This is a genomic window from Fictibacillus nanhaiensis (assembly GCF_049537595.1).
Classification (GTDB): Bacteria; Bacillota; Bacilli; order Bacillales; family Fictibacillaceae; genus Fictibacillus; species Fictibacillus nanhaiensis_F.
In genome coordinates, this window is the sequence record NZ_JBMULM010000002.1 from 506,146 (window position 1) to 526,544 (window position 20,399).

28 protein-coding genes are annotated in these 20,399 nt (G+C 39.9%); 20 read left to right on the top strand and 8 right to left on the bottom strand.

What is annotated here, in order from left to right; genetic code table 11:
• Positions 1 to 8 precede the first annotated feature (8 nt).
• The 3 genes from ACOZ9X_RS13865 (at position 9) to ACOZ9X_RS13875 (ending at position 2,239) form a co-directional block, all read left to right on the top strand.
• Entirely contained in the window at positions 9 to 371 is a 363-nt protein-coding gene (locus tag ACOZ9X_RS13865; RefSeq protein WP_423418686.1) for an NUDIX hydrolase, read from the top strand.
• The gene (locus ACOZ9X_RS13870) at positions 372 to 854 is read left to right on the top strand and encodes an NUDIX domain-containing protein (RefSeq protein ID WP_423418687.1); all 483 of its coding nucleotides are present in this window, start codon (positions 372 to 374) and stop codon (positions 852 to 854) included.
• A gap of 116 nt (positions 855 to 970) precedes the next feature.
• Positions 971 to 2,239, top strand: coding sequence for an aminopeptidase P family protein (locus ACOZ9X_RS13875; protein WP_423418688.1), 1,269 nt, complete (start codon positions 971 to 973; stop codon positions 2,237 to 2,239).
• A gap of 97 nt (positions 2,240 to 2,336) precedes the next feature.
• Here the strand turns inward: ACOZ9X_RS13875 and ACOZ9X_RS13880 are convergent, their stop codons facing one another.
• Positions 2,337 to 2,882, bottom strand: coding sequence for a hypothetical protein (locus ACOZ9X_RS13880; RefSeq protein ID WP_423418689.1), 546 nt, complete (start codon positions 2,880 to 2,882; stop codon positions 2,337 to 2,339).
• Positions 2,883 to 3,035: 153 nt separating this feature from the next.
• Between ACOZ9X_RS13880 and ACOZ9X_RS13885 the strand changes: the two genes are divergently transcribed.
• The 5 genes from ACOZ9X_RS13885 (at position 3,036) to ACOZ9X_RS13905 (ending at position 6,454) form a co-directional block, all read left to right on the top strand.
• Positions 3,036 to 3,530: a GNAT family N-acetyltransferase gene (locus tag ACOZ9X_RS13885; RefSeq protein WP_423418690.1), complete on the top strand. Its 495-nt coding sequence runs from the start codon at positions 3,036 to 3,038 to the stop codon at positions 3,528 to 3,530.
• A gap of 100 nt (positions 3,531 to 3,630) precedes the next feature.
• Positions 3,631 to 3,990, top strand: a complete 360-nt coding sequence (locus ACOZ9X_RS13890; RefSeq protein ID WP_423418691.1) for a rhodanese-like domain-containing protein — start codon at positions 3,631 to 3,633, stop codon at positions 3,988 to 3,990.
• Between the two features lie 16 nt (positions 3,991 to 4,006).
• Positions 4,007 to 4,303 carry a rhodanese-like domain-containing protein gene (locus ACOZ9X_RS13895; RefSeq protein WP_423418692.1) on the top strand — a complete coding sequence of 99 codons (297 nt, stop codon included), beginning with the start codon at positions 4,007 to 4,009 and terminating at the stop codon, positions 4,301 to 4,303.
• A 126-nt stretch (positions 4,304 to 4,429) separates the two neighbouring features.
• Positions 4,430 to 5,290: a KPN_02809 family neutral zinc metallopeptidase gene (gene ypfJ / locus ACOZ9X_RS13900; RefSeq protein ID WP_423418693.1), complete on the top strand. Its 861-nt coding sequence runs from the start codon at positions 4,430 to 4,432 to the stop codon at positions 5,288 to 5,290.
• Positions 5,291 to 5,689: 399 nt separating this feature from the next.
• Positions 5,690 to 6,454 (top strand): hypothetical protein, encoded by a 765-nt coding sequence (locus ACOZ9X_RS13905; protein WP_423418694.1) that lies wholly within the window; start codon positions 5,690 to 5,692, stop codon positions 6,452 to 6,454.
• A gap of 105 nt (positions 6,455 to 6,559) precedes the next feature.
• Here the strand turns inward: ACOZ9X_RS13905 and ACOZ9X_RS13910 are convergent, their stop codons facing one another.
• Positions 6,560 to 6,856, bottom strand: a complete 297-nt coding sequence (locus ACOZ9X_RS13910) for a hypothetical protein (RefSeq protein WP_423418695.1) — start codon at positions 6,854 to 6,856, stop codon at positions 6,560 to 6,562.
• 118 nt (positions 6,857 to 6,974) lie between these two features.
• On the opposite strand from ACOZ9X_RS13910, the gene ACOZ9X_RS13915 reads away from it, so the two are divergent.
• The 4 genes from ACOZ9X_RS13915 (at position 6,975) to ACOZ9X_RS13930 (ending at position 9,404) form a co-directional block, all read left to right on the top strand.
• Entirely contained in the window at positions 6,975 to 7,988 is a 1,014-nt protein-coding gene (locus tag ACOZ9X_RS13915) for a Gfo/Idh/MocA family protein (RefSeq protein ID WP_423418696.1), read from the top strand.
• A 75-nt stretch (positions 7,989 to 8,063) separates the two neighbouring features.
• Positions 8,064 to 8,549: a DinB family protein gene (locus tag ACOZ9X_RS13920; protein WP_423418697.1), complete on the top strand. Its 486-nt coding sequence runs from the start codon at positions 8,064 to 8,066 to the stop codon at positions 8,547 to 8,549.
• Positions 8,550 to 8,564: 15 nt separating this feature from the next.
• A complete protein-coding gene (locus ACOZ9X_RS13925) occupies positions 8,565 to 9,020 on the top strand; it encodes an SRPBCC family protein (RefSeq protein ID WP_423418698.1) in 456 nt (151 codons plus the stop codon).
• A gap of 156 nt (positions 9,021 to 9,176) precedes the next feature.
• The gene (locus ACOZ9X_RS13930; protein ID WP_289496452.1) at positions 9,177 to 9,404 is read left to right on the top strand and encodes a hypothetical protein; all 228 of its coding nucleotides are present in this window, start codon (positions 9,177 to 9,179) and stop codon (positions 9,402 to 9,404) included.
• Between the two features lie 51 nt (positions 9,405 to 9,455).
• Here ACOZ9X_RS13930 and ACOZ9X_RS13935 read toward each other — a convergent pair whose 3' ends face one another.
• Positions 9,456 to 9,719: a hypothetical protein gene (locus ACOZ9X_RS13935; RefSeq protein ID WP_423418699.1), complete on the bottom strand. Its 264-nt coding sequence runs from the start codon at positions 9,717 to 9,719 to the stop codon at positions 9,456 to 9,458.
• 105 nt (positions 9,720 to 9,824) lie between these two features.
• Between ACOZ9X_RS13935 and ACOZ9X_RS13940 the strand changes: the two genes are divergently transcribed.
• From ACOZ9X_RS13940 to ACOZ9X_RS13950, 3 genes are all read left to right on the top strand, one after another.
• Positions 9,825 to 10,454, top strand: coding sequence for a LysE family translocator (locus ACOZ9X_RS13940; RefSeq protein ID WP_423418700.1), 630 nt, complete (start codon positions 9,825 to 9,827; stop codon positions 10,452 to 10,454).
• A gap of 162 nt (positions 10,455 to 10,616) precedes the next feature.
• Positions 10,617 to 11,921 (top strand): amino acid permease, encoded by a 1,305-nt coding sequence (locus ACOZ9X_RS13945; RefSeq protein ID WP_423418956.1) that lies wholly within the window; start codon positions 10,617 to 10,619, stop codon positions 11,919 to 11,921.
• A gap of 153 nt (positions 11,922 to 12,074) precedes the next feature.
• On the top strand, positions 12,075 to 12,491 hold the full coding sequence (locus ACOZ9X_RS13950) for a hypothetical protein (RefSeq protein WP_423418701.1): 417 nt from the start codon (positions 12,075 to 12,077) through the stop codon (positions 12,489 to 12,491).
• A gap of 135 nt (positions 12,492 to 12,626) precedes the next feature.
• Here ACOZ9X_RS13950 and ACOZ9X_RS13955 read toward each other — a convergent pair whose 3' ends face one another.
• Positions 12,627 to 13,013, bottom strand: a complete 387-nt coding sequence (locus ACOZ9X_RS13955; RefSeq protein ID WP_423418702.1) for a hypothetical protein — start codon at positions 13,011 to 13,013, stop codon at positions 12,627 to 12,629.
• Positions 13,014 to 13,150: 137 nt separating this feature from the next.
• Between ACOZ9X_RS13955 and ACOZ9X_RS13960 the strand changes: the two genes are divergently transcribed.
• From ACOZ9X_RS13960 to ACOZ9X_RS13975, 4 genes are all read left to right on the top strand, one after another.
• Positions 13,151 to 14,173: an NADP-dependent oxidoreductase gene (locus tag ACOZ9X_RS13960; protein WP_423418703.1), complete on the top strand. Its 1,023-nt coding sequence runs from the start codon at positions 13,151 to 13,153 to the stop codon at positions 14,171 to 14,173.
• A 70-nt stretch (positions 14,174 to 14,243) separates the two neighbouring features.
• Entirely contained in the window at positions 14,244 to 15,260 is a 1,017-nt protein-coding gene (locus tag ACOZ9X_RS13965) for a S66 family peptidase (RefSeq protein WP_423418704.1), read from the top strand.
• A 230-nt stretch (positions 15,261 to 15,490) separates the two neighbouring features.
• Positions 15,491 to 16,279: a DUF4397 domain-containing protein gene (locus ACOZ9X_RS13970; RefSeq protein WP_423418705.1), complete on the top strand. Its 789-nt coding sequence runs from the start codon at positions 15,491 to 15,493 to the stop codon at positions 16,277 to 16,279.
• A 2-nt stretch (positions 16,280 to 16,281) separates the two neighbouring features.
• The gene (locus ACOZ9X_RS13975; RefSeq protein ID WP_423418706.1) at positions 16,282 to 16,950 is read left to right on the top strand and encodes a class F sortase; all 669 of its coding nucleotides are present in this window, start codon (positions 16,282 to 16,284) and stop codon (positions 16,948 to 16,950) included.
• Between the two features lie 80 nt (positions 16,951 to 17,030).
• Here the strand turns inward: ACOZ9X_RS13975 and ACOZ9X_RS13980 are convergent, their stop codons facing one another.
• From ACOZ9X_RS13980 to ACOZ9X_RS13995, 4 genes are all read right to left on the bottom strand, one after another.
• Positions 17,031 to 17,825 carry a TIGR00266 family protein gene (locus ACOZ9X_RS13980; protein ID WP_423418707.1) on the bottom strand — a complete coding sequence of 265 codons (795 nt, stop codon included), beginning with the start codon at positions 17,823 to 17,825 and terminating at the stop codon, positions 17,031 to 17,033.
• A 102-nt stretch (positions 17,826 to 17,927) separates the two neighbouring features.
• Entirely contained in the window at positions 17,928 to 18,215 is a 288-nt protein-coding gene (locus ACOZ9X_RS13985; protein WP_423418708.1) for a transposase, read from the bottom strand.
• A gap of 56 nt (positions 18,216 to 18,271) precedes the next feature.
• A complete protein-coding gene (locus ACOZ9X_RS13990; protein WP_423418709.1) occupies positions 18,272 to 19,108 on the bottom strand; it encodes an oxidoreductase in 837 nt (278 codons plus the stop codon).
• A 70-nt stretch (positions 19,109 to 19,178) separates the two neighbouring features.
• Positions 19,179 to 19,472, bottom strand: a complete 294-nt coding sequence (locus tag ACOZ9X_RS13995; RefSeq protein ID WP_423418710.1) for a hypothetical protein — start codon at positions 19,470 to 19,472, stop codon at positions 19,179 to 19,181.
• A gap of 260 nt (positions 19,473 to 19,732) precedes the next feature.
• Between ACOZ9X_RS13995 and ACOZ9X_RS14000 the strand changes: the two genes are divergently transcribed.
• Positions 19,733 to 20,386 (top strand): C40 family peptidase, encoded by a 654-nt coding sequence (locus ACOZ9X_RS14000; RefSeq protein WP_423418711.1) that lies wholly within the window; start codon positions 19,733 to 19,735, stop codon positions 20,384 to 20,386.
• The last annotated feature ends 13 nt before the right edge of the window (positions 20,387 to 20,399 follow it).

Below are 20,399 nucleotides of genomic sequence, written 5' to 3' on the forward strand. Positions count from 1 at the left end.
GGAAAGTCATGTTGGCGCAGGGTGTTGTTGTTAGAGAAGGAGAAATTCTTTTAGTAAAACAAAAAGTAAAGCGCGGAGATATCGTTTGGAACTTTCCAGGTGGTGGTGTTGAAACGGGTGAAACGTATGAACAAGCATGCATCCGTGAAGTGAAAGAAGAAACGGGCTACCACGTCAATATTATAAAGTCACTCATCGAGAAAGAAGGAAAATATACGTATTTATGCGAAGTCGTGTCTGGGTTTTTAGCGATTGAAGACGACGAAGATATTTTGGATGTTCGGTGGGTGGATCTGCAAGATGACACTTATTTTGATGACGTATCAAGACCTACTGTGGATCTTATAAGAAAGAATTTGGAGGCGCTGTAGATGAGCTACCCAATCCGAGTAAGAGCGGGCGCGTTGATTATCGAAAACGACGCCATTTTGTTAATTGAGTTCCTTGATGAAAATGGACTTCATTACAATCTGCCTGCGGGCGGTGTTGAACCACATGAATCCGTTAAGGAAGCAGCTAAACGAGAAGCGAAAGAAGAGGCTGATATCGATGTAACGGTCGGCCCGCTCGCATTTGTTTATGAGTATGCGCCACATCTCGCTGATAACCGGTTCGGAACAACACACTCATTAGGGCTCATGTTTGAATGTACACGAAATAAAGACAAAGAACCTTCTCTGCCAGACCAGCCAGACCTGAACCAAACGGGGGTGAAATGGATTCCCCTTAATGAGCTGGATCGCATCGTTCTATATCCAAGAGTGCAAAAACATATTTTGGCTTACGTTAAAGAGAAAGCGAATGGCATTTATATTGAAGAACAAGATTTAGAAGAATATCCAATAACCTTATAAAGGTCAATTTACAAAATTCAGAAAAATAACTGTTATTAACACCGCAAAATCTTTATAATATAATTACATAAATAAACTCATCAGTCGTTTTTAATATATTCTTAAGGAGGATTCACATGGAGTCGTATTTTTTTGAACGAAACAGAAGCAGATTAAAAGAATTGCTGCCTGATGGATCATTAACTATTCTATTCGCTGGTAAAGCACCACAAAAGTCAGCGGATGAACATTATCCCTTCGTACCAAACCGCAATTTTTACTACTTAACGGGGATCACTGAGCAGAACGTAATGCTGCTGTTAAAGAAGAACGGCACACAATTTGAAGAAACTCTTTTTATCGAAAAAGCGGATCCTGTTATGGAAAAATGGGTCGGGAAGACGGTTTCCAGAGAAGAAGCGGAAGAGTTATCCGGAATCAAAGATATTAAGTATGTGGATAGCTTTGAATCAACAGTTGCTGGCAACTTCTTCACCAACCAAGCGAAGCACGTTTGTTTAGATCTAGAGCGCCGTGGCTGGAGCGGTGAGCCAACGAGTACCTCACTGTTCGCAAAACACATTCGTGAGCACTACCCGCACGTTGCCATCCACAACGTGTATCACGAGATCTCTGAACTGCGCGTGTTTAAAACAACAGAAGAGATTCAGAAGATTAAAGAAGCCATCGCGATTACGAAAGATGGCATATACAATGTGCTGAAGCACGCAAAAGCGGGCATGATGGAATATCAGCTGGAAGCGCATTTTGATTTCACGTTAAAGTCAAACGGAATCCGTGATTATGCATTCAAGACCATTACAGCAGGCGGAAAAAATGCGACCGTTCTTCACTATGAGTACAACAACGCACGTACGAATGAAGGAGAGCTCGTGCTGCTCGATCTTGGTGCGCAAAAAGAATTATACAACGCCGACATTAGCTACACATTCCCGGTAGACGGCAAGTTTTCTGACCGCCAAAAAGTATTGTATAATATCGTACTAAAAGCTTTGAAAGAAACAACAGCGATCATCAAGCCAGGTCTTGAATTTGCAGAACTAAATAAACATGCGAAGAAAATATTAGCTGATGAGTGCAAGAAAATAGGTTTGATTCAAGAAGATGATGAAATCTCAAAGTACTATTATCATGGTGTAGGCCACTTCTTAGGACTCGACACACATGACGTTGGTTCGTATCAAGATCGGATCCTTGAGCCAGGAATGGTGATCACGATCGAGCCGGGATTATATATTGAAGAAGAATCGATCGGAATCCGTATCGAGGACGACATTTTAGTGACCGAAGACGGGTATGATAACCTATCAAAAGACATCATTCGTGAAGTCGAAGAGATTGAAGAATATATGGCGACAAAAGGTGTTCAGGCTGTTCAGGCTTAATAGAGGATTAGAAGAGGTGTAGAAAGCCTCTTCTTTTTTTGCTATAAAAATAAAAATGACAGGTTTAGGTAAAAAAAGTAATGAGGTATTCAAATCCTTACTTTTTATATAAGCGTCGAATCCATTCACCAATAAATGATGGTTTTTTATTCTGTGATCCTAATGGCTTTAATGGACGACCTGAAAGATAGGATTGGATGTTTTTACATAAAACCTCACCTTGAACTTCGCTACCTACAGCGAAATTCGGTTGCCGAGCAATCGTGACACAATTTCCTGCGCCAAACAGAAAAGGAAACGCAGTATTCTGCAACGTATCCTCAACCACCATCAATCCTTGTCCATCAACAGGCACTAATGCTTGCTTAAAAAGGGAAACCTTCATTTCAATATCAAAAGAAATCACATCAAAACGGTAAATTTCACCTGAAAAGCTTAACAGCATTTTTTGCAAAGGATCGAATGAAATAATCTTATCCTCAATAAAAGTAACGTTAGCTTTTTCACATAATGTGCTGACATCCGCTGTATTTTTTTCTTCAGCAATCATTGCGATCTCAACATCTTTGAATTTCTTTTTTTGTAAAAGAGGAAGAACCGATAAGTGCGCTTTTCCAGCTCCAATTAATAATAATTTAGTCAAAACAAAACACTCCTGAATGAATAGTGGTGTGTCTATCATATCGATTTATAAACAATATCGCGAATCAAACAAGCTCAAATTTCACTTTTATTATAGAAGAAAGAATATTAAAATGAACAAAAAGACATGAGGTAATAAAGGAGTTAATCGGGAATGGAGATTATTGAGTTATGGAGTGTTGACGAATATAAGGACGAGCTTTCAGATCTTCTAATCAAAGTAGTTGGTGAAGGAGCTTCTATCGGGTTCTTGCCGCCTCTTTCAAAAGCGGATGCTGACTCATTTTGGGGAAGCTGTGTAAAACCTGACGTTATCCTATGGATCGCAAAGGTTGATGAGAAGATTGCTGCAACCATCCAGCTTCACTTATGCATGAAACCAAACGGAACACATCGTGCGGAAGTGGCTAAGCTAATGACACATCCATCGTTCAGACAAAAGGGTATTGCCAAACAGCTCATGTTGCATGCGGAAAAAAGAGCGAAGCAAAAAGGACGATCACTGCTGATTTTAGACACAAGAGAAGGTGACCCCTCCAATTTTCTTTATCAGGCCCTTGGCTATAATGAAGCTGGACGTATTCCAAGTTTTGCACAGAATGCAGGAGGCGGCATAGATACGACAGTTTTGTACTATAAAATGATTTAAGAGGACTCACTCGGAAGTCCTTTTATTCAGGTTGACAATATACCCCGTAGGGTATATTGTGGGTATTAGAAGTTATTTATTGAATAGGAAGGTGAAAACAATGGAATACCTTAATTATATTCTTTTTGCTCTTATTATATGGTTTATCGTTCAGCGATTTATGCCTACTAAAGGTGTTAAAAATATCTCAACACAAGAATTAAAAGCAGAACTTAAAGATAAGAAAAAGCAGTTTATTGATGTTCGTACGCAAGGTGAGTTTAACAGCTACCACATTTCTGGATTTAATAATATTCCGCTGCACCAGCTTTCTGAAAATACAGATAAGCTCTCAAAAGATAAAGAAGTGATCGTGATTTGCCAAAGCGGCATGAGAAGTCAAAAAGCGAGCAAGATTCTAGTGAAAGCAGGATTCTCAAATGTCATCAACGTAAAAGGCGGAGTCAGTGCCTGGAGTTAAGAAGGAGGAAATGAACATGAAACAGTTCTCAGCAAAAGAAGTAGAAACAAAGTTAAATCAAGGAAACGCGTTAAATATCATCGACGTACGTGAAGTGGATGAAGTAAAAGAAAGAAAAATTCCTGGTGTAACACATATTCCACTTGGTCTATTGGAATTTCGTATGCACGAGTTAGACAAGGCAAAGGAATATGTTATGGTGTGTCGTTCGGGTGGTAGAAGCGGACGTGCGTGCCAGCTTCTCGATAGCCATGGATTTAAAGTGATCAATATGGCTGGCGGAATGGATTCATATGAAGGAAAGACTGAATAATTTTTTATAGCGCATACCCAAAGTGGTATGCGTTTTTTTGTAACCTTATGGGCTAATTCATTTGATCTTCGGGTATACAAGTAATTAAAAACTTTGATCTGTAGGGTAACCAAGGAGGATTCTTGTATGAAGTGGCGTGGAAGACGCGGAAGTGCAAATGTAGAAGACCGAAGAGGAATGGGTGGAAAAGGTCTCGCTGTAGGAGGTGGTCTTGGCGGTTTGATTATCGTTCTGATCGTAACGCTGTTAGGCGGAAATCCCGGTGATCTAATAGGAGGTTTGGGTGAGCAAGAGCAATCAACTCCGTATGAGGAAACGCAAAAAGAGAAAGAAGATGCAGAGTTTGTTTCAGTTGTTTTAGCCGATACGGAAGATGTATGGACTGAGATCTTTCAGGATCAAGGATTGACTTACAAAGAACCGAAGCTCGTGTTGTATTCAGGAAGTGTTCAGTCGGCATGCGGAACAGCGGGTTCGTCGGTCGGACCGTTCTATTGTCCGGGTGATCAGAAGCTATACATAGATCTGAGTTTTTATCAGGAACTTCAAGACAAGTTCGATGCACCTGGCGATTTTGCCATGGCTTACGTAATTGCACATGAAGTGGGGCATCACGTTCAGACGCTTTTAGGCAAAACAGAAGAGATTCATGCGCTTCGCTCCAAGTTAAGTGAGACCGAGTACAACAAATATCAAGTAAAGTTTGAGCTGCAAGCTGATTACTATGCGGGAGTTTGGGCGAATCATGCCCAAGATATGAACGTTTTGGAGAAAGGCGATCTGGAAGAGGCACTGAACGCCGCGAGTGGTGTTGGCGATGACACGCTTCAGAAGAAGTCTCAAGGATATGTCGTGCCAGAGAGTTTCACCCATGGAACATCTGAACAGCGACAACGCTGGTTTTACAAAGGATTCGAGAACGGAACGATTATAGGTGGAGATACATTTAAAGCGAAAGAGCTTAATCACGTTTTTGGCCGGTTTTAGAGGATGATTTAGTCCTTTGAGTCCGGCTTTTTGTTATGAAGTGCGGATGGGAAGCGTAAAATGAGTTGTTTGCTCTATTTTTAGTTGGAGGAAGACTTGTTTTAAAAGTTTTGTAAACTCGAGATAAACAAATATGGAAAGTGTCCTTTTAAAAAGTACACACTCACCACAAATAAAAATTAATTTCACGTTAATTCACTTTTATTCACGTTAACAAGCATTATATTCACGTTATTTTAAATAATTTCACGTTAGCAAGATTCTCGCCTGCTATTGATGTTTAAAATTAACAAATATGACATATTATTGTTACAAAAATATGGCGAAACCTTCTTATTCCTATTCTGTCTATTTCCATTCCTTTACAATTGATATGAAAAGATAAATAGAGAAGAGGAAGTGATACTTATAGAACGCCAGTTATTCATCTCTATCGTCATATTAATAGTTTTGTTTGAAAGTTTGTTTATTGCTCTATTCATTATGTATAGAAAAGGGAGGATAGAAAAGAATCCGTATATCTTACTCCTCCAAAAAGAATGGACCATCCTTTTTCATGCGCTATTTAAATGGAGAACAAAAAATCGTGTTATGAACCAAGAAAATATTTATCCTTTCCATAAAAACTCCAACTATTTTTATCTATTCTTAGCATTAATCCACGAACAAATCATTGAGATGATCGTGTTTCATATTTATCTCAAAAAAGAAGAACCTGAAATTGCGCTCATCATGCTCCTCTTACACATTTACAGTGTTATTTACATGCTAGGAGATTATAACTTATTGAGAAATACGCCGTTCCGAATCATGAAGGAACAAGTTGTAATGAGAATAGGTGCTCGGCGATCTCTCCAATTTAATGTACACGAGATTGATTACATAAAGCCTGCCTCGATCAAATATAATAAAAGCGGGGGCATTATCAATGAAAAGAAAGTCTTTCATGGGACGGCTTTTCCTAGAATACTAACGATTATTTTTGGGATTAGCGACGAATTGAAATACGAAATTGTGTTTAAGAAACCTATACATGCTCGAGGTTATTTTGGTCAAAAACAAGAGATTACAAAAGCGCTGATCTATCTGGATAAAGCAGAGGAGTTCGTTGGTAAACTTCAAAATAGGATGGAAAAAAGTGTTGAAACATCTAGATCTGTTTAGATGAAATTTTGATAGGAGGAAAGGAAACAAAAGGCGGGTATTCTCACCGCTTTTTTGTTACAGCAGAAAGCCTTCAGTCTTAAAAATACTAAATTGGAAAACTTCTTATTGATAAGGCTCTTCAGGTTTTCTATTTCGAAAGGCTCGGAACGAAATAAGGTATGAAAAATAGACACCAATCGCAGCATTTCCATAAAACACTCCCATAAAGATTCCAGCCCACAGATTTCCATGGTGGGCAAAAACAATTGAAATGAAAAGCCCTAAAATGTTAGCGATGGTAGGTAACCAAGTTCGGAGTTGTGGGAAAAACATTTTTAATAAAATAAGAAAAAAAATGATAATGGGGACAGCAACAATGGCATCCCAAAAGTTAGTGTGAACGACCGGGAACTCTTCCATGTGGGATTCTCCTTTCAATGATACTCCTACTAGCTTTGACGAAATCGCAAAAATATAAAACTTCTAACGTCTGTTATGTATAATGAAGGTAAATATAGCGTGAGGAGTGATGACAATAATGAATGTAGCTCTACTCAGTAAGTGGCACGTGCATGCGGTTGATTATGCACGAGAGGCGACAGAAAACGAAGCAATCTCTATCAAAACCGTTTGGGATGAAAACGAAGAGCGCGGAACTCTGTGGGCAGAAGAGTTAGGTGTTTCTTACGAAGCTGATTTACATAAGGTACTCAACGATCCAGACATTGATGGAGTAATCGTGACAACAGCAACGAACCGCCACAAGGACATAATCATCGCTGCTGCGAACCATGGTAAACATATTTTTACGGAAAAAGTACTCGCCTTTACAGTAAAAGAGTGCGAAGAGATTTTAGAAGCGGTGGAAAAAAACAACGTACAGCTTATGGTGAACCTTCCTAGACTGACAGAAAGCTTTTACCTGTACGCGCAAGAAGCTGTAGACAACGGCTTGCTCGGAGACATTACATATATTAGATGCCGTGTGGCGCACAACGGATCAGTGCCATCTGAAGAGAACCCAAAAGGTTGGCTGCCACAACATTTTTATAATAAAGAAGAGTGTGGCGGAGGGGCGTTGATCGATCTTGGCGCGCACCCGATCTACTTAACGAACCGTTTAGGTGGAAAAGTAAAGGCCGTAAGCGGTAAACTGAACGAATTTTATCAGCTTGGCGTAGACGATAATGCTGTCGTGATGGTGGAGTATCAATCAGGTGCTATGGGGATGATTGAGACTGGGTTCTTATCGTTCGGAAGTCCACAGCAGCTTGAACTATACGGAACAGAAGGAACATTGATGGTGGAATGGAAGGATGTACGAATCAAGAGTAAACATCTTGGAACGGATGAGTGGGTGACGCCAGAACTGCCAAAACCGATTGCTTCTGCTATGAAACAGTGGGTCCAGGCAATTAAGACGGGTGAGAAGCCTGCCATTAGGACGGATGACATCGTTAATTTAACGGCAATTAATGAAGCGGCGGCGATTTCGAGTGCAGAAGGCCGCAGAGTTCAACTTTCAGAACTCGGATTAAAACAAGAAATTTAATGTTGAATAAAAGGATTTGGACCTCTTAGTGCAGAATGTTTGTTCGTACTCATTTCTGTGCAGGAGGTTTTTTTCATGGACCAAAAAACAATTTTGTTAAGGCAGATGGCTGCCAATCACAATGAACCCAACTGGTTTGTTCCCGTTGATCGTGCGTTAGATGGACTAACGGCTGATCAGGCAAAGGAAAAATCAGGAGACAGCAACTCTATTTGGGAAATCGTCAACCACTTAATTTTCTGGAACGAACGATACTTGCATCGTTTTCAAGGAAAGCCAGTGGCTCGTAAAATTGAAAGCAATGATGAGACCTTTCGTAATGAAAACAGAGAGAATTGGGAAGCAGCGAAAAACCAGTTGTTCTCGGTGTTAACTGATTGGACGACAGCGGTAAAAGAAGCAGATGAGGAAACCTTCCAGCGCTCAGCTCATGAAGACCGCGATGACCCGTGGTACTCCGTGCTTGCGAATATTAACATACACAATGCTTATCATATCGGGCAAATCGTAGAAATCAGAAAATCGCAAGGAAATTGGAATTCAGAAAAAGGTGTTCACTAAAAGGAGGAACTTCACATGACAGATATAAAGTTCGTGTATGTAACATACATAGAGGCGTCACTCGAAAAAGTGTGGGAAGCCCTGACAAACGGAGATCTTTCGGAACAATATTTTTTCGGAAGCAGGGTGGAGTCGGAATGGAAAGAAGGATCTCGTATCACCTATTCCCGCGGAAGCAAAGTAACCGATTGGGGAGAAATCATTAAGTACGATCCGCAAAAAGAACTTTCTTTTACGTGGAACAACAAATGGGACGAGGAAGACCGCAAAACCCCGACCGTCGCGACATTTATATTAAAGGAAATGAACGGAACAGTTAGATTAACACTTCGTCATGAAAATTTAATGGAAGCGGATATCGTGGAGGAAGAAGATACGTTTGTAGGATTCAACAATGGCTGGCCAGCAATTTTAAGCAACCTTAAGACACTGATGGAAACAGGACGTACGCTTCCGCCGGTAATTGCTTGAAGAAAGTAAGCTTTGGAAAAAGAGGGTGTCCGTTTTTATTGCGGAGACCTTTTTTATTTGAAAGGTATGGTCAAACAACTCTACAGTCTATTCGTCTCCGTTTTAAAAAAATGATGGAAGGGAATAGAGAAACAAACCTAAAAGGAGGTGGCTAGCATGTCTGTTTATGACCAGATCAACTCTTGCTGCAGCAGGATTGAGAAAGCAGACACAAAGGAAGACGTACTACGCGAAGTAGATAAGCTGGACAACTACGCCTCTTATCTAAACGCAGATAAAGCACAACGACTTCATATTTATTGTGATAACATTCGTAAACTAAATGTAGATGTGAAAACCGAAACTGTTAACCAAGCCGGGTTCATCCGAAACTTATTTGCATAGCATGAAAAAAATCCCTCATGATTCCATCATGAGGGATTTCTGCGTCAATAATCAATCGTATCTCGTTTCTTGGATGGCAGCTTGCGTTTCGTGCAGATGTCTTAAAAATTCTTTTGCATGATGCATCTGTTTCTTTTCTTCTTCAGACATTCCTTCTCCAGCATCATGAACTGATTGCTGAGCTGTTTCGAGCCAAACTTTTGCGGTTTGAAAACAAGATGGTGTTTGATTTGCTTGTGCTTCAATCATGGCCTCATCGGCACGTTTTACATGGTCAAGAGCTTCTTGGATTTTGGGGCTGAACTGGTGATCCATTCGTCTGAACTCCTTTTAATAAATGATTTTATGGTCTGATAAGACGTGCTTCCGAATAAGATGAAGACAGGCATGAGTTGTCCATCTTATACGTGGAGGTCTTCGATGATTCTATTTGTAAAATACGTACTATTAGGTTTATCTCTTGCTGCTCCGATTGGTCCGGTTAATGCCGCACAGATGGACCGCGGAATCAAATACGGATTTTGGCAAGCTTGGATGGTAGGATTAGGTGCAACTGTTGCAGACGCACTGTATATGTTTATGGTTTACATGGGGCTTGTAAGCTATATTAATACACCTTTTATCAAAACATTTCTTTGGCTTTTTGGCAGTTTTGTTCTTCTTTATACGGGAATTGAGACGTTTAAAAAAGCCACAGCGGAAAAAAAGAGCAATCAACAAGATTACACCGTACATAACAGCAGAAGTTTTATGGCGGGTTTTCTTATGTCACTTACCAATCCTCTTACTATCTTATTTTGGTTAGGAATATACGGTTCTATACTCGCAGAAACAGCAACAAAATATTCGTTAGAAAGTTTACTTTTCTATAGTGCTGCCATATTTTCAGGCATTCTATTATGGGATTTCACAATGGCAATCGTATCAAGCAGTTTTCGTAAGATGCTGGCCGACCGCATTTTAGAATGGATCTCGAAGGTATCAGGATTATCACTGATCGGATTCGGTTTTTATTTTGGTTATAGGGGTATCTCATTTCTTTTATCGTAAAAGCAGCTTTTAGCATTTGAAAAGCTGTTTTTTCTTAGTTAATGAATATTCAACCGCTTAAGATAAACAATAATACCTGTAAAGCAGGAGGGTATTATTGTGAAGAAAACCAATTGTAGTGCACCGGTTCAACCTAAAATAGATCAATCAGAAGCAAAAAACATGGCTTGGTGGCAGCTTTCTCTTGTTGGAGTAGGATGTACAATTGGTACAGGCTATTTTTTAGGGTCCACAATCGGAATTCAGCTGACCGGTCCATCAATCGTCTTTTCCTTTTTATTGGCGGCTATGGGAACATACATCGTGTTTCAGTTATTAGCCAAGATGACAGCATCAGATCCTCAAAAAGGATCGTTTTGCTATTATGCCGCTCATGCCTATGGGAGATGGGCGGGTTTTAGCTGTGGGTGGAACTATTGGGTTTCAAGTATTTTGATCATGGGCAGCCAGCTTACTGCGCTCTCCATTCTTTCTCAATTTTGGTTGCCGCATGTTCCACTTTGGATCTTTGCAGCTTTTTATGCCGTTTTAGCTATTATTGTGGTATTAGCGGGAACAAAGAAATTTGATCAAGTTGAAAACTTATTGGCTGTCATAAAAATAGCTGCAATTGTTATGTTCATTATTTTAGCGATAGCAGGTCTTATCGGTATTGTTGATGGAAAGAGCTATAATCTTGATATACCGAACTCGTTCAACGGTTTTTTTACAGGAGGGCTCAAAGGCTTTTGGTCGTCCCTCATTTATGCGTTTTATGCATTTGGTGGAATAGAAGTAATCGGTATGATGGCGATGCAATTGAAAAAGACAGAAGATGCTTCAAAAGCAGGTACGATCATGCTTTTTATCCTTACTATTATCTATGTCCTTTCAATCGGACTTGCCGTGACTACCGTAGCTTTAGAAACATTTGATCACAAAGAAAGTCCGTTCGTTACGGCGATGGAAAGGTATCATTTAGGTTTCTTTCCACATGTATTTAATGGAGCGATCATTATAGCTGGATTCTCAGCGATGGCAGCAGCACTCTTTGGAGTGACAAACTTGTTAAGGACGCTTGCAGAAGATGGAGATGCTCCGAAAATCTTTGCGAAAACAGTGAAATTTAAAAAACTGCCACTTCCCGCGATGGGTTTAGGAGCGGGAGGACTTTTAGCGAGTATCATCACAGCTCTACTTCTCCCGGGGCGGATCTATGAGTACATCACAACAGCGGCTGGAATATTACTTTTATTCAATTGGTTATTTATCATACTATCTTCACTGAAAATCTTAAAACAATCTATGTGGGTAAAGCTGATGTCAATCGTCGCAATCGTGCTGATCTCTTTAGCCGTTACGGGTACTTGGTTTGAAAAAACCATTCGTCCAGGTCTATATGTAAGTGTCGGCATTTCTGTACTCATAGGTATTGTTGCATTTATTATTCAAAAGAAACGTAATTCACAACAAAAAAATTTGGTTTAATTCTTTTGCTCCTAAAACAAACTATTGAGCAACACCTAAATATTTGAAGGATCATAAGTCTTTCTGCTCATATTCATTTAAAAAATGATCTGATTCGACATACTCTTCGTTAGCCTAGTGCAAGACAAAAAAATTACAGGAGTGTGATGAATCATGATGAAGAAATTTGCAAGTACAGGACTAGCTTTCGGATTACTATTAGGTGGAGGTACTGCGGCCTTTGCTCACGATGACAGCACCACTGTAGATCTTAGCACGAAGCTCAACGCAGCCATTGAAAATAACGAAACCGTTACTTCAGCTGAATTTGCAGCTTGGGCAGAAGCAAATCACTGGGAGATGTCAGATCTTCAAGCTTGGGCAAAAGCAGAAGGAATGACAGAAACTGAGATTCAAAATTGGGCAGAAGAAAATGGTTGGAGTGATGAGGACAGAGCTTCCTTAGACTTGAATTTAGATGCCAACCTGGATCTAGATAACATTCTGGATGGTAATGACCATGACCAATGGGAAGAAGATGAACATGATGACGAAGGAATCTTAGATGATATCCTTGGTGATCTATTATAAAACAAAGAATAGAAAAAACCGTTCCCAATGGGAGCGGTTTTTTTCACGAGCAGAAAGTATACCTTGTTACCGTTTAGAAATTTTTTCATAGCAGCAAGTGTAAGGCGATTGAATAAGTACACTTAAGCTACTATATCAACCAGTACAAATGAAGTTTCGAATTTGTGAGAATCCGTATCTAACACGCTGGCGGCGCCCGCCGACCCATATATAGCCGGTTACGCTGTTTTGGCGAATTGCCACAGGGAAGAACCAAAAGTCACGGCCAAACTGACCTGGTCTACGAAGACCTAAAAGCCCCCAGTTTCCTAAACAGCTGCACAATCGAGCACGTATTTGAGGAGGCTGGAACGTTTGAGTAAAAAATGGTTGTGGAATCTGGCTTTGTGCAAATTGTTGGGGCGGTGGTGAAAATGGACCTGCTTCATCTTCTTCCATCTGACGCTCCACATAATTTGATTCATCAAGGGAGTGCTGATGTTGATGATTATATGGATGATTGTTCATTGGATTATTGTTCATAAAAGCGTTTCCTCCTTCCGCAAAACAGTTTGTTCGATATATGAATATGATAGCCGTTCCTTTTGAGTAGCTTGTTCGTTGTACATAATAGTAAAATCATAAAGAAATGGGCGAAATGCTGGAGGTTTTTAAATCATATGAGAGCAATGATAATCGAACGCTACGGGAAGGACGTAACACTTCAAGAAATAGAAGTGGAGGAACCCGAATTAGGAGAGCAGGATCTTTTAGTCCGAATACACGCTGCAAGTATTAATCCAATTGATTTTAAAATAAGAGACGGTAAAGTGAAAATGCTGTTGTCCTACAAAATGCCATTAATTCTTGGAAATGATTTTTCAGGAACCATAAAACAGGTTGGGAGTAAAGTGACTAAATTTCAACCAGGAGACAAAGTATTTGGCAGACCAAGAAAGAGCCGGATCGGAACGTTCGCCGAATATATTTCAGTTCATGAAGAAGATGTGGCCATCGCACCAAGTAACATTTCTTTAGTGGAGAGTGCTTCACTTCCGTTAGTTGGACTAACAACGTGGCAAGCTTTTCACGAGGTTATTCAATTGAAAAAAGGACAAAAGATTCTAATCCATGCGGGTGCGGGTGGGGTAGGAACATTTGCTATCCAACTTGCAAAAGAAATGGGTGCTTATGTAGCAACTACAGCGAGTGAGAAAGGGTATGATCTTGTAAAGTCGTTAGGAGCTGACGAAATCATCAACTACAAAGAACAGGATTTTGAGAAGGTTCTTAATGGGTATGATGCTGTCTTTGATACGTTAGGTGGCGTTTCTTTAGAGAAGTCATTTGAAGTGTTAAAACCTGGTGGAAAGATTGTTTCGGTTTCAGCAGTTCCTAACAAGGCATTTGCAGAAGAAAACAACTTGGGCTTCTTCAAAAAAGTGATTTTTTCTATTGTGAGTAGCAAGTTAACAAAGCTTGAAAAAAAATATAACGTTCACTACCATTTCTTATTTATGAAACCGAGCGGAGAACAGTTAAGCAGGATTGCTGATTTGGTAGAAAAAGAAGATATTCTACCCGTAATCGATAAAGTCTTTCCATTTGAAGATGTACAAAAAGCTATTGAATATGTAGAAACGGGAAGAGCGAAAGGGAAAGTAGTTATCAAAGTGGAATCACCTCTAATTGCGAAAGATTGAAGGAACTCTAACAAACTTTGTGGAAGTTTATTTAACAACAGAAAAAATACAAAAAGTAGGATGAGTTCAGATGATTAGATATCCATTATTAAATGAACAAGCAATGATCGGAGTAACTGCTCCTTCATCAGGTGTTCAATCAGCTCTTCATGATATGTTTAAGAAAGCATGTCTTCGAATGGAGAAGAGAGGATACGAAGTAACTTGTGGTGAAACGGTTTGGACGCAAAATAAAGCGAAGTCTGCACCAGCAAAAACACGTGCTGCTGAATTTAATAAGATGGTAAGAGACCCTAAGATAGATGTTATCATCCCTCCTTGGGGTGGTGAGCTATTAATCGAAATGTTAGAACATGTTGATTTCACGAATTTGCCGAACAAGTGGATTTTAGGTTATTCAGACACAAGTACCCTCCTTCTTTCCATTACTTTAAAAACAGGAATTGCGACCGCACATGGGACAAATTTCGTCGATCTAAGAGGAGAGTACTCTGATGAAACAACAGCCATGTGGGAAAAAGTCCTCTCAACAAGAGAAGGTGATATCATTCTTCAGAAGTCTTCTGAGAAATTTCAAAAAGAATGGAAACACGGTGCACCAACACCTTGTGTGTTTCATCTCACTGATGAGACAGAATGGAAGACGATTTCTGGTAAATCCGAAAAGATTTCAGGGCGTCTGCTAGGCGGTTGTATAGATACGATTCGTCATCTGATCGGAACACCTTATGGCGATGTCGCACAATTTAATCAACAGAAGATTAATGGTGAACCGATTTTATGGTACTTAGAAAACTGTGAAATGAACACTACCGATCTAAGAAGATCTCTCGTTCAAATGAAGTTAGGAGGCTGGTTTGATAATTGCTCTGGTATTCTTTTTGGCCGAAGCTCTGCAAATGAGCCAGTGAGTGATTACACAGTGGAAGATGTGTATAGAGAAACGGCTTTGGAGATAAATGTTCCAATCATCTATGATGTGGATTGTGGACATGTACCGCCTCAAATCACATTTGTTAACGGGGCATATGCTGAAGTTGAAGTAAAAGATGGCAAAGGAACGGTTTTACAGCATTTTCGTCAATGACATTCTTTTATATCATTAAAGACGATGAAAATTCGATACAGTGTATTTTAAAGTTGTCTCCTTCGTGAAGGGGATAACTTTTTTTGGTGACCACAAGTATAGTTTAGATAGTAAATTGTAAATATTTAAAAAATATGGTTTAAGTTTAAAATTTAAGTGGTACATACATTATACAAACATATTACATTTATTGTGCAAATGTTTGTATACCATTTGTGAGGAGAGATGAAATGAAAAAGTTCTTTGGGTCTGCACTTGCCGCGGTGATGATGTTTGCTTTAATGGCAACGGGGGTTTTCGCTGAGTCTAATGATGCGATGGTCCGTATTGTACATGCTTCGCCTGATGCACCTGCAGTTGATATCTACGTAGATGGAAAACCTGTAGTTGAAGGTGCTGAATTTAAGGCAGCAACTGATTATATGCCACTGCCAGCTGGCGAACATAAAGTTGAAGTCTTTGCAGCAGGAACAAAAGATAAGGCTGTCATTTCACAGAGTTTAACGGTTGAGGCAGGAAAAGCTTATACGGTCGCTGCGGCGAACATGTTAGAAATGGTGGAATTAGTAGTAGCAGAAGACTCCATGCAGGCAACTGAAGGAAAAGCGAAAGTACGTATCGGGCATCTTTCTCCTGATGCTCCTACAGTGGATGTTGGTTTAATTGGTGGTGACGCTTTGTTTAGTGGAGCTTCATTTAAAGCATTCACAGATTATAAAGAATTAGATCCTAACACGTATGATTTAGAGATTCGTACTTCAGACGGTACACAAGTGCTTGATCTCTCTGGAACAAAGCTTGAAGCAAATATGGTATACAGCGTATATGCAATTAACACTGCTGACAAACTTGAAGTATTGGTTCTGCAAGACTCAATGGTAATGCCATCTGAAATGCCTAAAACAGGGATGGGTGGAGCATCTGATGATTCATCAGCAAACTATTCAGCAGGAATTATTGCATTAGCTGGATTGGGTGCACTAGCGTTTGTCCTATATCGCAAACGTACAGCTCAATAAAGATGAAAAAACAAATATTCTTAATTACAACCATTTTCCTGCTGAGCAGTTGCTCAGCAGGAAATCATTATGAAAGTGATAAAAAACAAGAGTATAGTCAGAACAAGATTCTAGTATCATCACAAGAAAAAACAAATACAAAATCAGCTCAACAGACCGAGCCTATGATGAAAATGAATAACGTTGATCCCAAAAAAGATAAGCCAAATGAGACTAAATCTATTGGGATTGTTCCAGAAAAAATCGAAATTCCGGCTTTAAAAGTGAGCGCGTCTGTAAATGGACAGGGGCTAAATAAAGATGGACAGATGGAAGTGCCAGATAACGGAGAAGATGTTGGCTGGTATGAGTTGGGTGCTAAGCCGGGAGCAAATGGCAATGCTGTTATAGCTGGGCACGTTGATGATTATAGGGGACCTGCTGTATTTTTTTATTTAAAAAACTTGAAAGCAGGCGACCTCATTCACGTTTATGGAAAAGGAAACGAAATAGTTTCTTTTCAAGTGGAAAAGGTCGTTGCCTATAAAAAAGACGAAGCGCCACTGCGTGTGATATTTGGACCTAGTCAGCATCCTAGGTTGAACCTTATAACATGTACAGGTGTATACAACAGAAAAAACAATGAACATGAGAAACGGTTGGTCGTTTATGCGAAACAAATCAAACTATAAAAAGAGCAGAGACCATCTACTGAAGATGATTCTGCTCTTTGTTTTTTACTATAACATTTGTTTAACGATCATTTTCCTAATCAATCTCCATTCAACATGCCAAACACGCCTTTAGCTATGCTGCCTTCATCGCTCGATCCGCCTCTATGCGGAGCTGCAGCAAACACACGACTTGCTAAGCGACTGAACGGAAGTGATTGGATCCAAACCGTTCCCGGTCCTCTTAATGTGGCAAAGAACAAGCCCTCACCACCAAATAGTGCTGTTTTCACACCTTTTACCATCTCGATATTATAATCGACACCGCTTGTCATCGCGACCAAGCAACCTGTATCCACACGCAGTACTTCGCCAGGTGCCAATTCTCTTTTATGAATGGTTCCACCAGCATGAACGAATGCCATCCCATCGCCTTCAAGCTTCTGCATGATAAAGCCTTCACCACCGAAGAAGCCTGCACCCATTTTACGTTGAAATTCTATTCCGACTGTTACACCTTTTGCAGCGGCTAGAAACGCATCTTTTTGGCAGATTACTTTACCGCCGAGCTCACTTAAGTCCATCGGAATGATTTTTCCAGGATAAGGAGAGGCGAATGAAACATGTTTCTTACCACGCTCTTCATTCGTAAATGTTGTCATGAAGAGACTCTCACCTGTTAGTACGCGTTTCCCTGCATTAAAGAGTTTACCCATTAAACCGCTTCCGCCTGAAGCACCTGAGCCGTCCCCGAAAATCGTTTCCATCTCGATGCCGTCTTCCATCATCATTAGTGCACCAGCTTCAGCGATTACCGTTTCTTTTGGATCTAACTCTACCTCGACGAACTGCATGTCATCGCCGTAAATTTTATAATCGATCTCATGGTTATTCAATCTTATTTCCCCCAATAGTAATATTCGTGAAAGTACTTATTCATCAACCCACATTAAAATACGCATCACAATACTATTAAGTTTCAAAGGTTTAGAAATTTTTTATCGTTCTACAGAAGTCCACAGGATCATGCGATAAATAATATAAACACCAAAATAAGAGCCTGCGACTAAAAAGAACGGATTTAATAAGACTCCGTGGATGTTTGTCATGAATACGGTGTTGTCGTGAATGATTTGCTGAATGGCGATTGCTGCCAGATCACCAAATATTAGCGCGGCAATAATGGCAATTACATTAAATAGTAGACGGCTTTTTGGCCAAACAGTTTGCAGCCAAAACATGCCGACTGGGACTAGCAGACTCCCAACAAGTATCAATAGTTTCATAAAAAAATCACCTCAATAGCATTTTGCACAACATTGGAGGTGATTAAGCACAATCTTTATTTTAAGAGTTTATTCAAAATGCCTTTCTCAAGCCACTTCCACGGCAAAACAGTTTTTAGAAACAAACTTAACCTTACGCCTTTTCCAATGGGATAACGTAGTTTAGGTGTTTTTGTGGAGGTTGCAATCTCTGTCACCAGTTTCGCCACATCAAGCGGATCGCCATGAGTTCCTTTACCTCTTTCAAAATTCTTTAATAGGGATTCCATATAAAAGTGGTAAGGAGATTCGGAGTTGATAGTCATGTTGTCGATCGACGACCAGATGTTTGTTTGATAGGATCCTGGTTCAATAAGAACAACATCTATACCGAATGGTCGGAGTTCAAGACGCAAACTTTCACTGTATCCTTCCAACGCATGCTTAGATGCCGTATAAGGTGATAGACCAGGAAACCCAAATTTTCCAGAGATGCTGCTCATATTAATGATGCGCCCTCGCTTGTTTTTACGCATGAAGGGAAGAACGGTTTGCGTAATCGCCATAACACCAAACACATTTGTTTCAAACTGCAGACGATACTCATCGATTGAAAGTTCTTCCGAAAAACCGCCAAGTGCAAATCCCGCATTATTTACTAAAACATCAATGCTAGGAAACTCTTTGATGAAGTCTTTAAAAGTATGAATAGATTCTTTTGATGTCACGTCCAGAGCATGAAGATGAATCTGGTCACTTACTTTGTTTCCGTCTGCCAACTTTAATAGAGATTCTGCACGACCGATATTTCGCATCGTACTTATTACGTAGAAACCCGCCTTCGCAAGTTCAATTGCACAAAGCATACCAAACCCGCTAGAAGTGCCAGTCACAATGGCTGTTTTTCTGTTCATTTCATTCTCCTCATAAAAAAAGTTCGTTAAGTTATGTACTAAACGTAAACGAACTTTTCCGAGCATTCAACTATTTATAAGGATTGTGGGGCTTCTTATCTCGATAGTTATAAATAACATAAACAAAGCTTGCGTATGAACCGACTGCAGCAACTCCATAGACGATTCCCATTACGATACCAGTCCAAAGACTATGCGGATGCGCAATTAAAACAGATATGATTAAGCCCAGCAAACAGGCGATCGTTGGTATCCAAGCAGAGATGTTAGGAAAGAAGATCTTGAGGATTTCGATCATGATGATGATGGCGGGTATAGCAATCAATGCATCCCAAAAGTTAGTAAGAATGAACGGGAACTCCAAATAGATGCCTCCTTACCCTTTTTTGCCCTTTATATACTCTATACAGAATACGGCTAATCTTTCCTTCTATTTGTCCACATTTCACAAAAAATTACTTCCATCATTTTAAGCCATCATTATTTTTCAAATATTACAATGTGTAATTTATCATACATTCTGTAGAAAATTGTTATACCGCTGTAATTCCTTCACAATGTCTTTGTCATCTCCACCTGTTAGTATGGGACAGGTCAGATTAAATAAGAAAAGGGGATGTTACTTTGAAAAAAGCAGCAGCAGGATTAGCAATAGCAGGTGTTGTGGCGTTCAATCCGATAGTGGGTGAAGCCGCTCTTGGAGATCAAACGCTGAAACCTGAGACGCAGCATTCAGATGTACAAGACCTCCAACAAACGTTAGACAAAAAAGGATATTTTTCATATAGCAGAACAACTGATTATTATGGTGACTATACAACAGATGCGGTAAAGAAATTCCAAGCAGATAAAGGCATCACAGTAGATGGAATCGCCGGTGATGAAACCTTTAAAGCGTTAGGGATCGATTCATCAGAAAGTAGTTCTTCAATCGTTGAAGTGGCTAAAAAGTATGAAGGAACGCCTTATAAGTGGGGTGGAGATTCACCAGACGGATTTGATTGCAGCGGATACTTACAATATATCTTTAATGAAGCAGGAAATGTTGAATTGCCTCGTACCGTCGATGATATTTACGCAGAAGGAACGAAGGTCGATTCACCAGCAGTAGGAGATATCGTATTCTTTAATCTAGAAGGTGACGGACCGAGTCATGCCGGAGTGTATATCGGAAACGATCAATTCGTACATGCTTCTTCTTCAAAAGGGGTAACAACGGCAGAACTTAACAGCTCTTACTGGTCAGAAAACTATATTGGAGCAAAAAGTTACGAATAAAACGACTAAGCAA

Coding starts and splice junctions, on each gene's coding strand:
- ACOZ9X_RS13865 (WP_423418686.1), top strand. CDS start 9: ATGTTGGCGCAGGGTGTTGTTGTTAGAGAAGGAGAAATTCTTTTAGTA.
- ACOZ9X_RS13870 (WP_423418687.1), top strand. CDS start 372: ATGAGCTACCCAATCCGAGTAAGAGCGGGCGCGTTGATTATCGAAAAC.
- ACOZ9X_RS13875 (WP_423418688.1), top strand. CDS start 971: ATGGAGTCGTATTTTTTTGAACGAAACAGAAGCAGATTAAAAGAATTG.
- ACOZ9X_RS13885 (WP_423418690.1), top strand. CDS start 3,036: ATGGAGATTATTGAGTTATGGAGTGTTGACGAATATAAGGACGAGCTT.
- ACOZ9X_RS13890 (WP_423418691.1), top strand. CDS start 3,631: ATGGAATACCTTAATTATATTCTTTTTGCTCTTATTATATGGTTTATC.
- ACOZ9X_RS13895 (WP_423418692.1), top strand. CDS start 4,007: ATGAAACAGTTCTCAGCAAAAGAAGTAGAAACAAAGTTAAATCAAGGA.
- ypfJ (WP_423418693.1), top strand. CDS start 4,430: ATGAAGTGGCGTGGAAGACGCGGAAGTGCAAATGTAGAAGACCGAAGA.
- ACOZ9X_RS13910 (WP_423418695.1), bottom strand. CDS start 6,856: ATGGAAGAGTTCCCGGTCGTTCACACTAACTTTTGGGATGCCATTGTT.
- ACOZ9X_RS13915 (WP_423418696.1), top strand. CDS start 6,975: ATGAATGTAGCTCTACTCAGTAAGTGGCACGTGCATGCGGTTGATTAT.
- ACOZ9X_RS13920 (WP_423418697.1), top strand. CDS start 8,064: ATGGACCAAAAAACAATTTTGTTAAGGCAGATGGCTGCCAATCACAAT.
- ACOZ9X_RS13925 (WP_423418698.1), top strand. CDS start 8,565: ATGACAGATATAAAGTTCGTGTATGTAACATACATAGAGGCGTCACTC.
- ACOZ9X_RS13930 (WP_289496452.1), top strand. CDS start 9,177: ATGTCTGTTTATGACCAGATCAACTCTTGCTGCAGCAGGATTGAGAAA.
- ACOZ9X_RS13935 (WP_423418699.1), bottom strand. CDS start 9,719: ATGGATCACCAGTTCAGCCCCAAAATCCAAGAAGCTCTTGACCATGTA.
- ACOZ9X_RS13940 (WP_423418700.1), top strand. CDS start 9,825: ATGATTCTATTTGTAAAATACGTACTATTAGGTTTATCTCTTGCTGCT.
- ACOZ9X_RS13945 (WP_423418956.1), top strand. CDS start 10,617: ATGGCTTGGTGGCAGCTTTCTCTTGTTGGAGTAGGATGTACAATTGGT.
- ACOZ9X_RS13950 (WP_423418701.1), top strand. CDS start 12,075: ATGATGAAGAAATTTGCAAGTACAGGACTAGCTTTCGGATTACTATTA.
- ACOZ9X_RS13955 (WP_423418702.1), bottom strand. CDS start 13,013: ATGAACAATAATCCAATGAACAATCATCCATATAATCATCAACATCAG.
- ACOZ9X_RS13960 (WP_423418703.1), top strand. CDS start 13,151: ATGAGAGCAATGATAATCGAACGCTACGGGAAGGACGTAACACTTCAA.
- ACOZ9X_RS13965 (WP_423418704.1), top strand. CDS start 14,244: ATGATTAGATATCCATTATTAAATGAACAAGCAATGATCGGAGTAACT.
- ACOZ9X_RS13970 (WP_423418705.1), top strand. CDS start 15,491: ATGAAAAAGTTCTTTGGGTCTGCACTTGCCGCGGTGATGATGTTTGCT.
- ACOZ9X_RS13975 (WP_423418706.1), top strand. CDS start 16,282: ATGAAAAAACAAATATTCTTAATTACAACCATTTTCCTGCTGAGCAGT.
- ACOZ9X_RS13985 (WP_423418708.1), bottom strand. CDS start 18,215: ATGAAACTATTGATACTTGTTGGGAGTCTGCTAGTCCCAGTCGGCATG.
- ACOZ9X_RS13990 (WP_423418709.1), bottom strand. CDS start 19,108: ATGAACAGAAAAACAGCCATTGTGACTGGCACTTCTAGCGGGTTTGGT.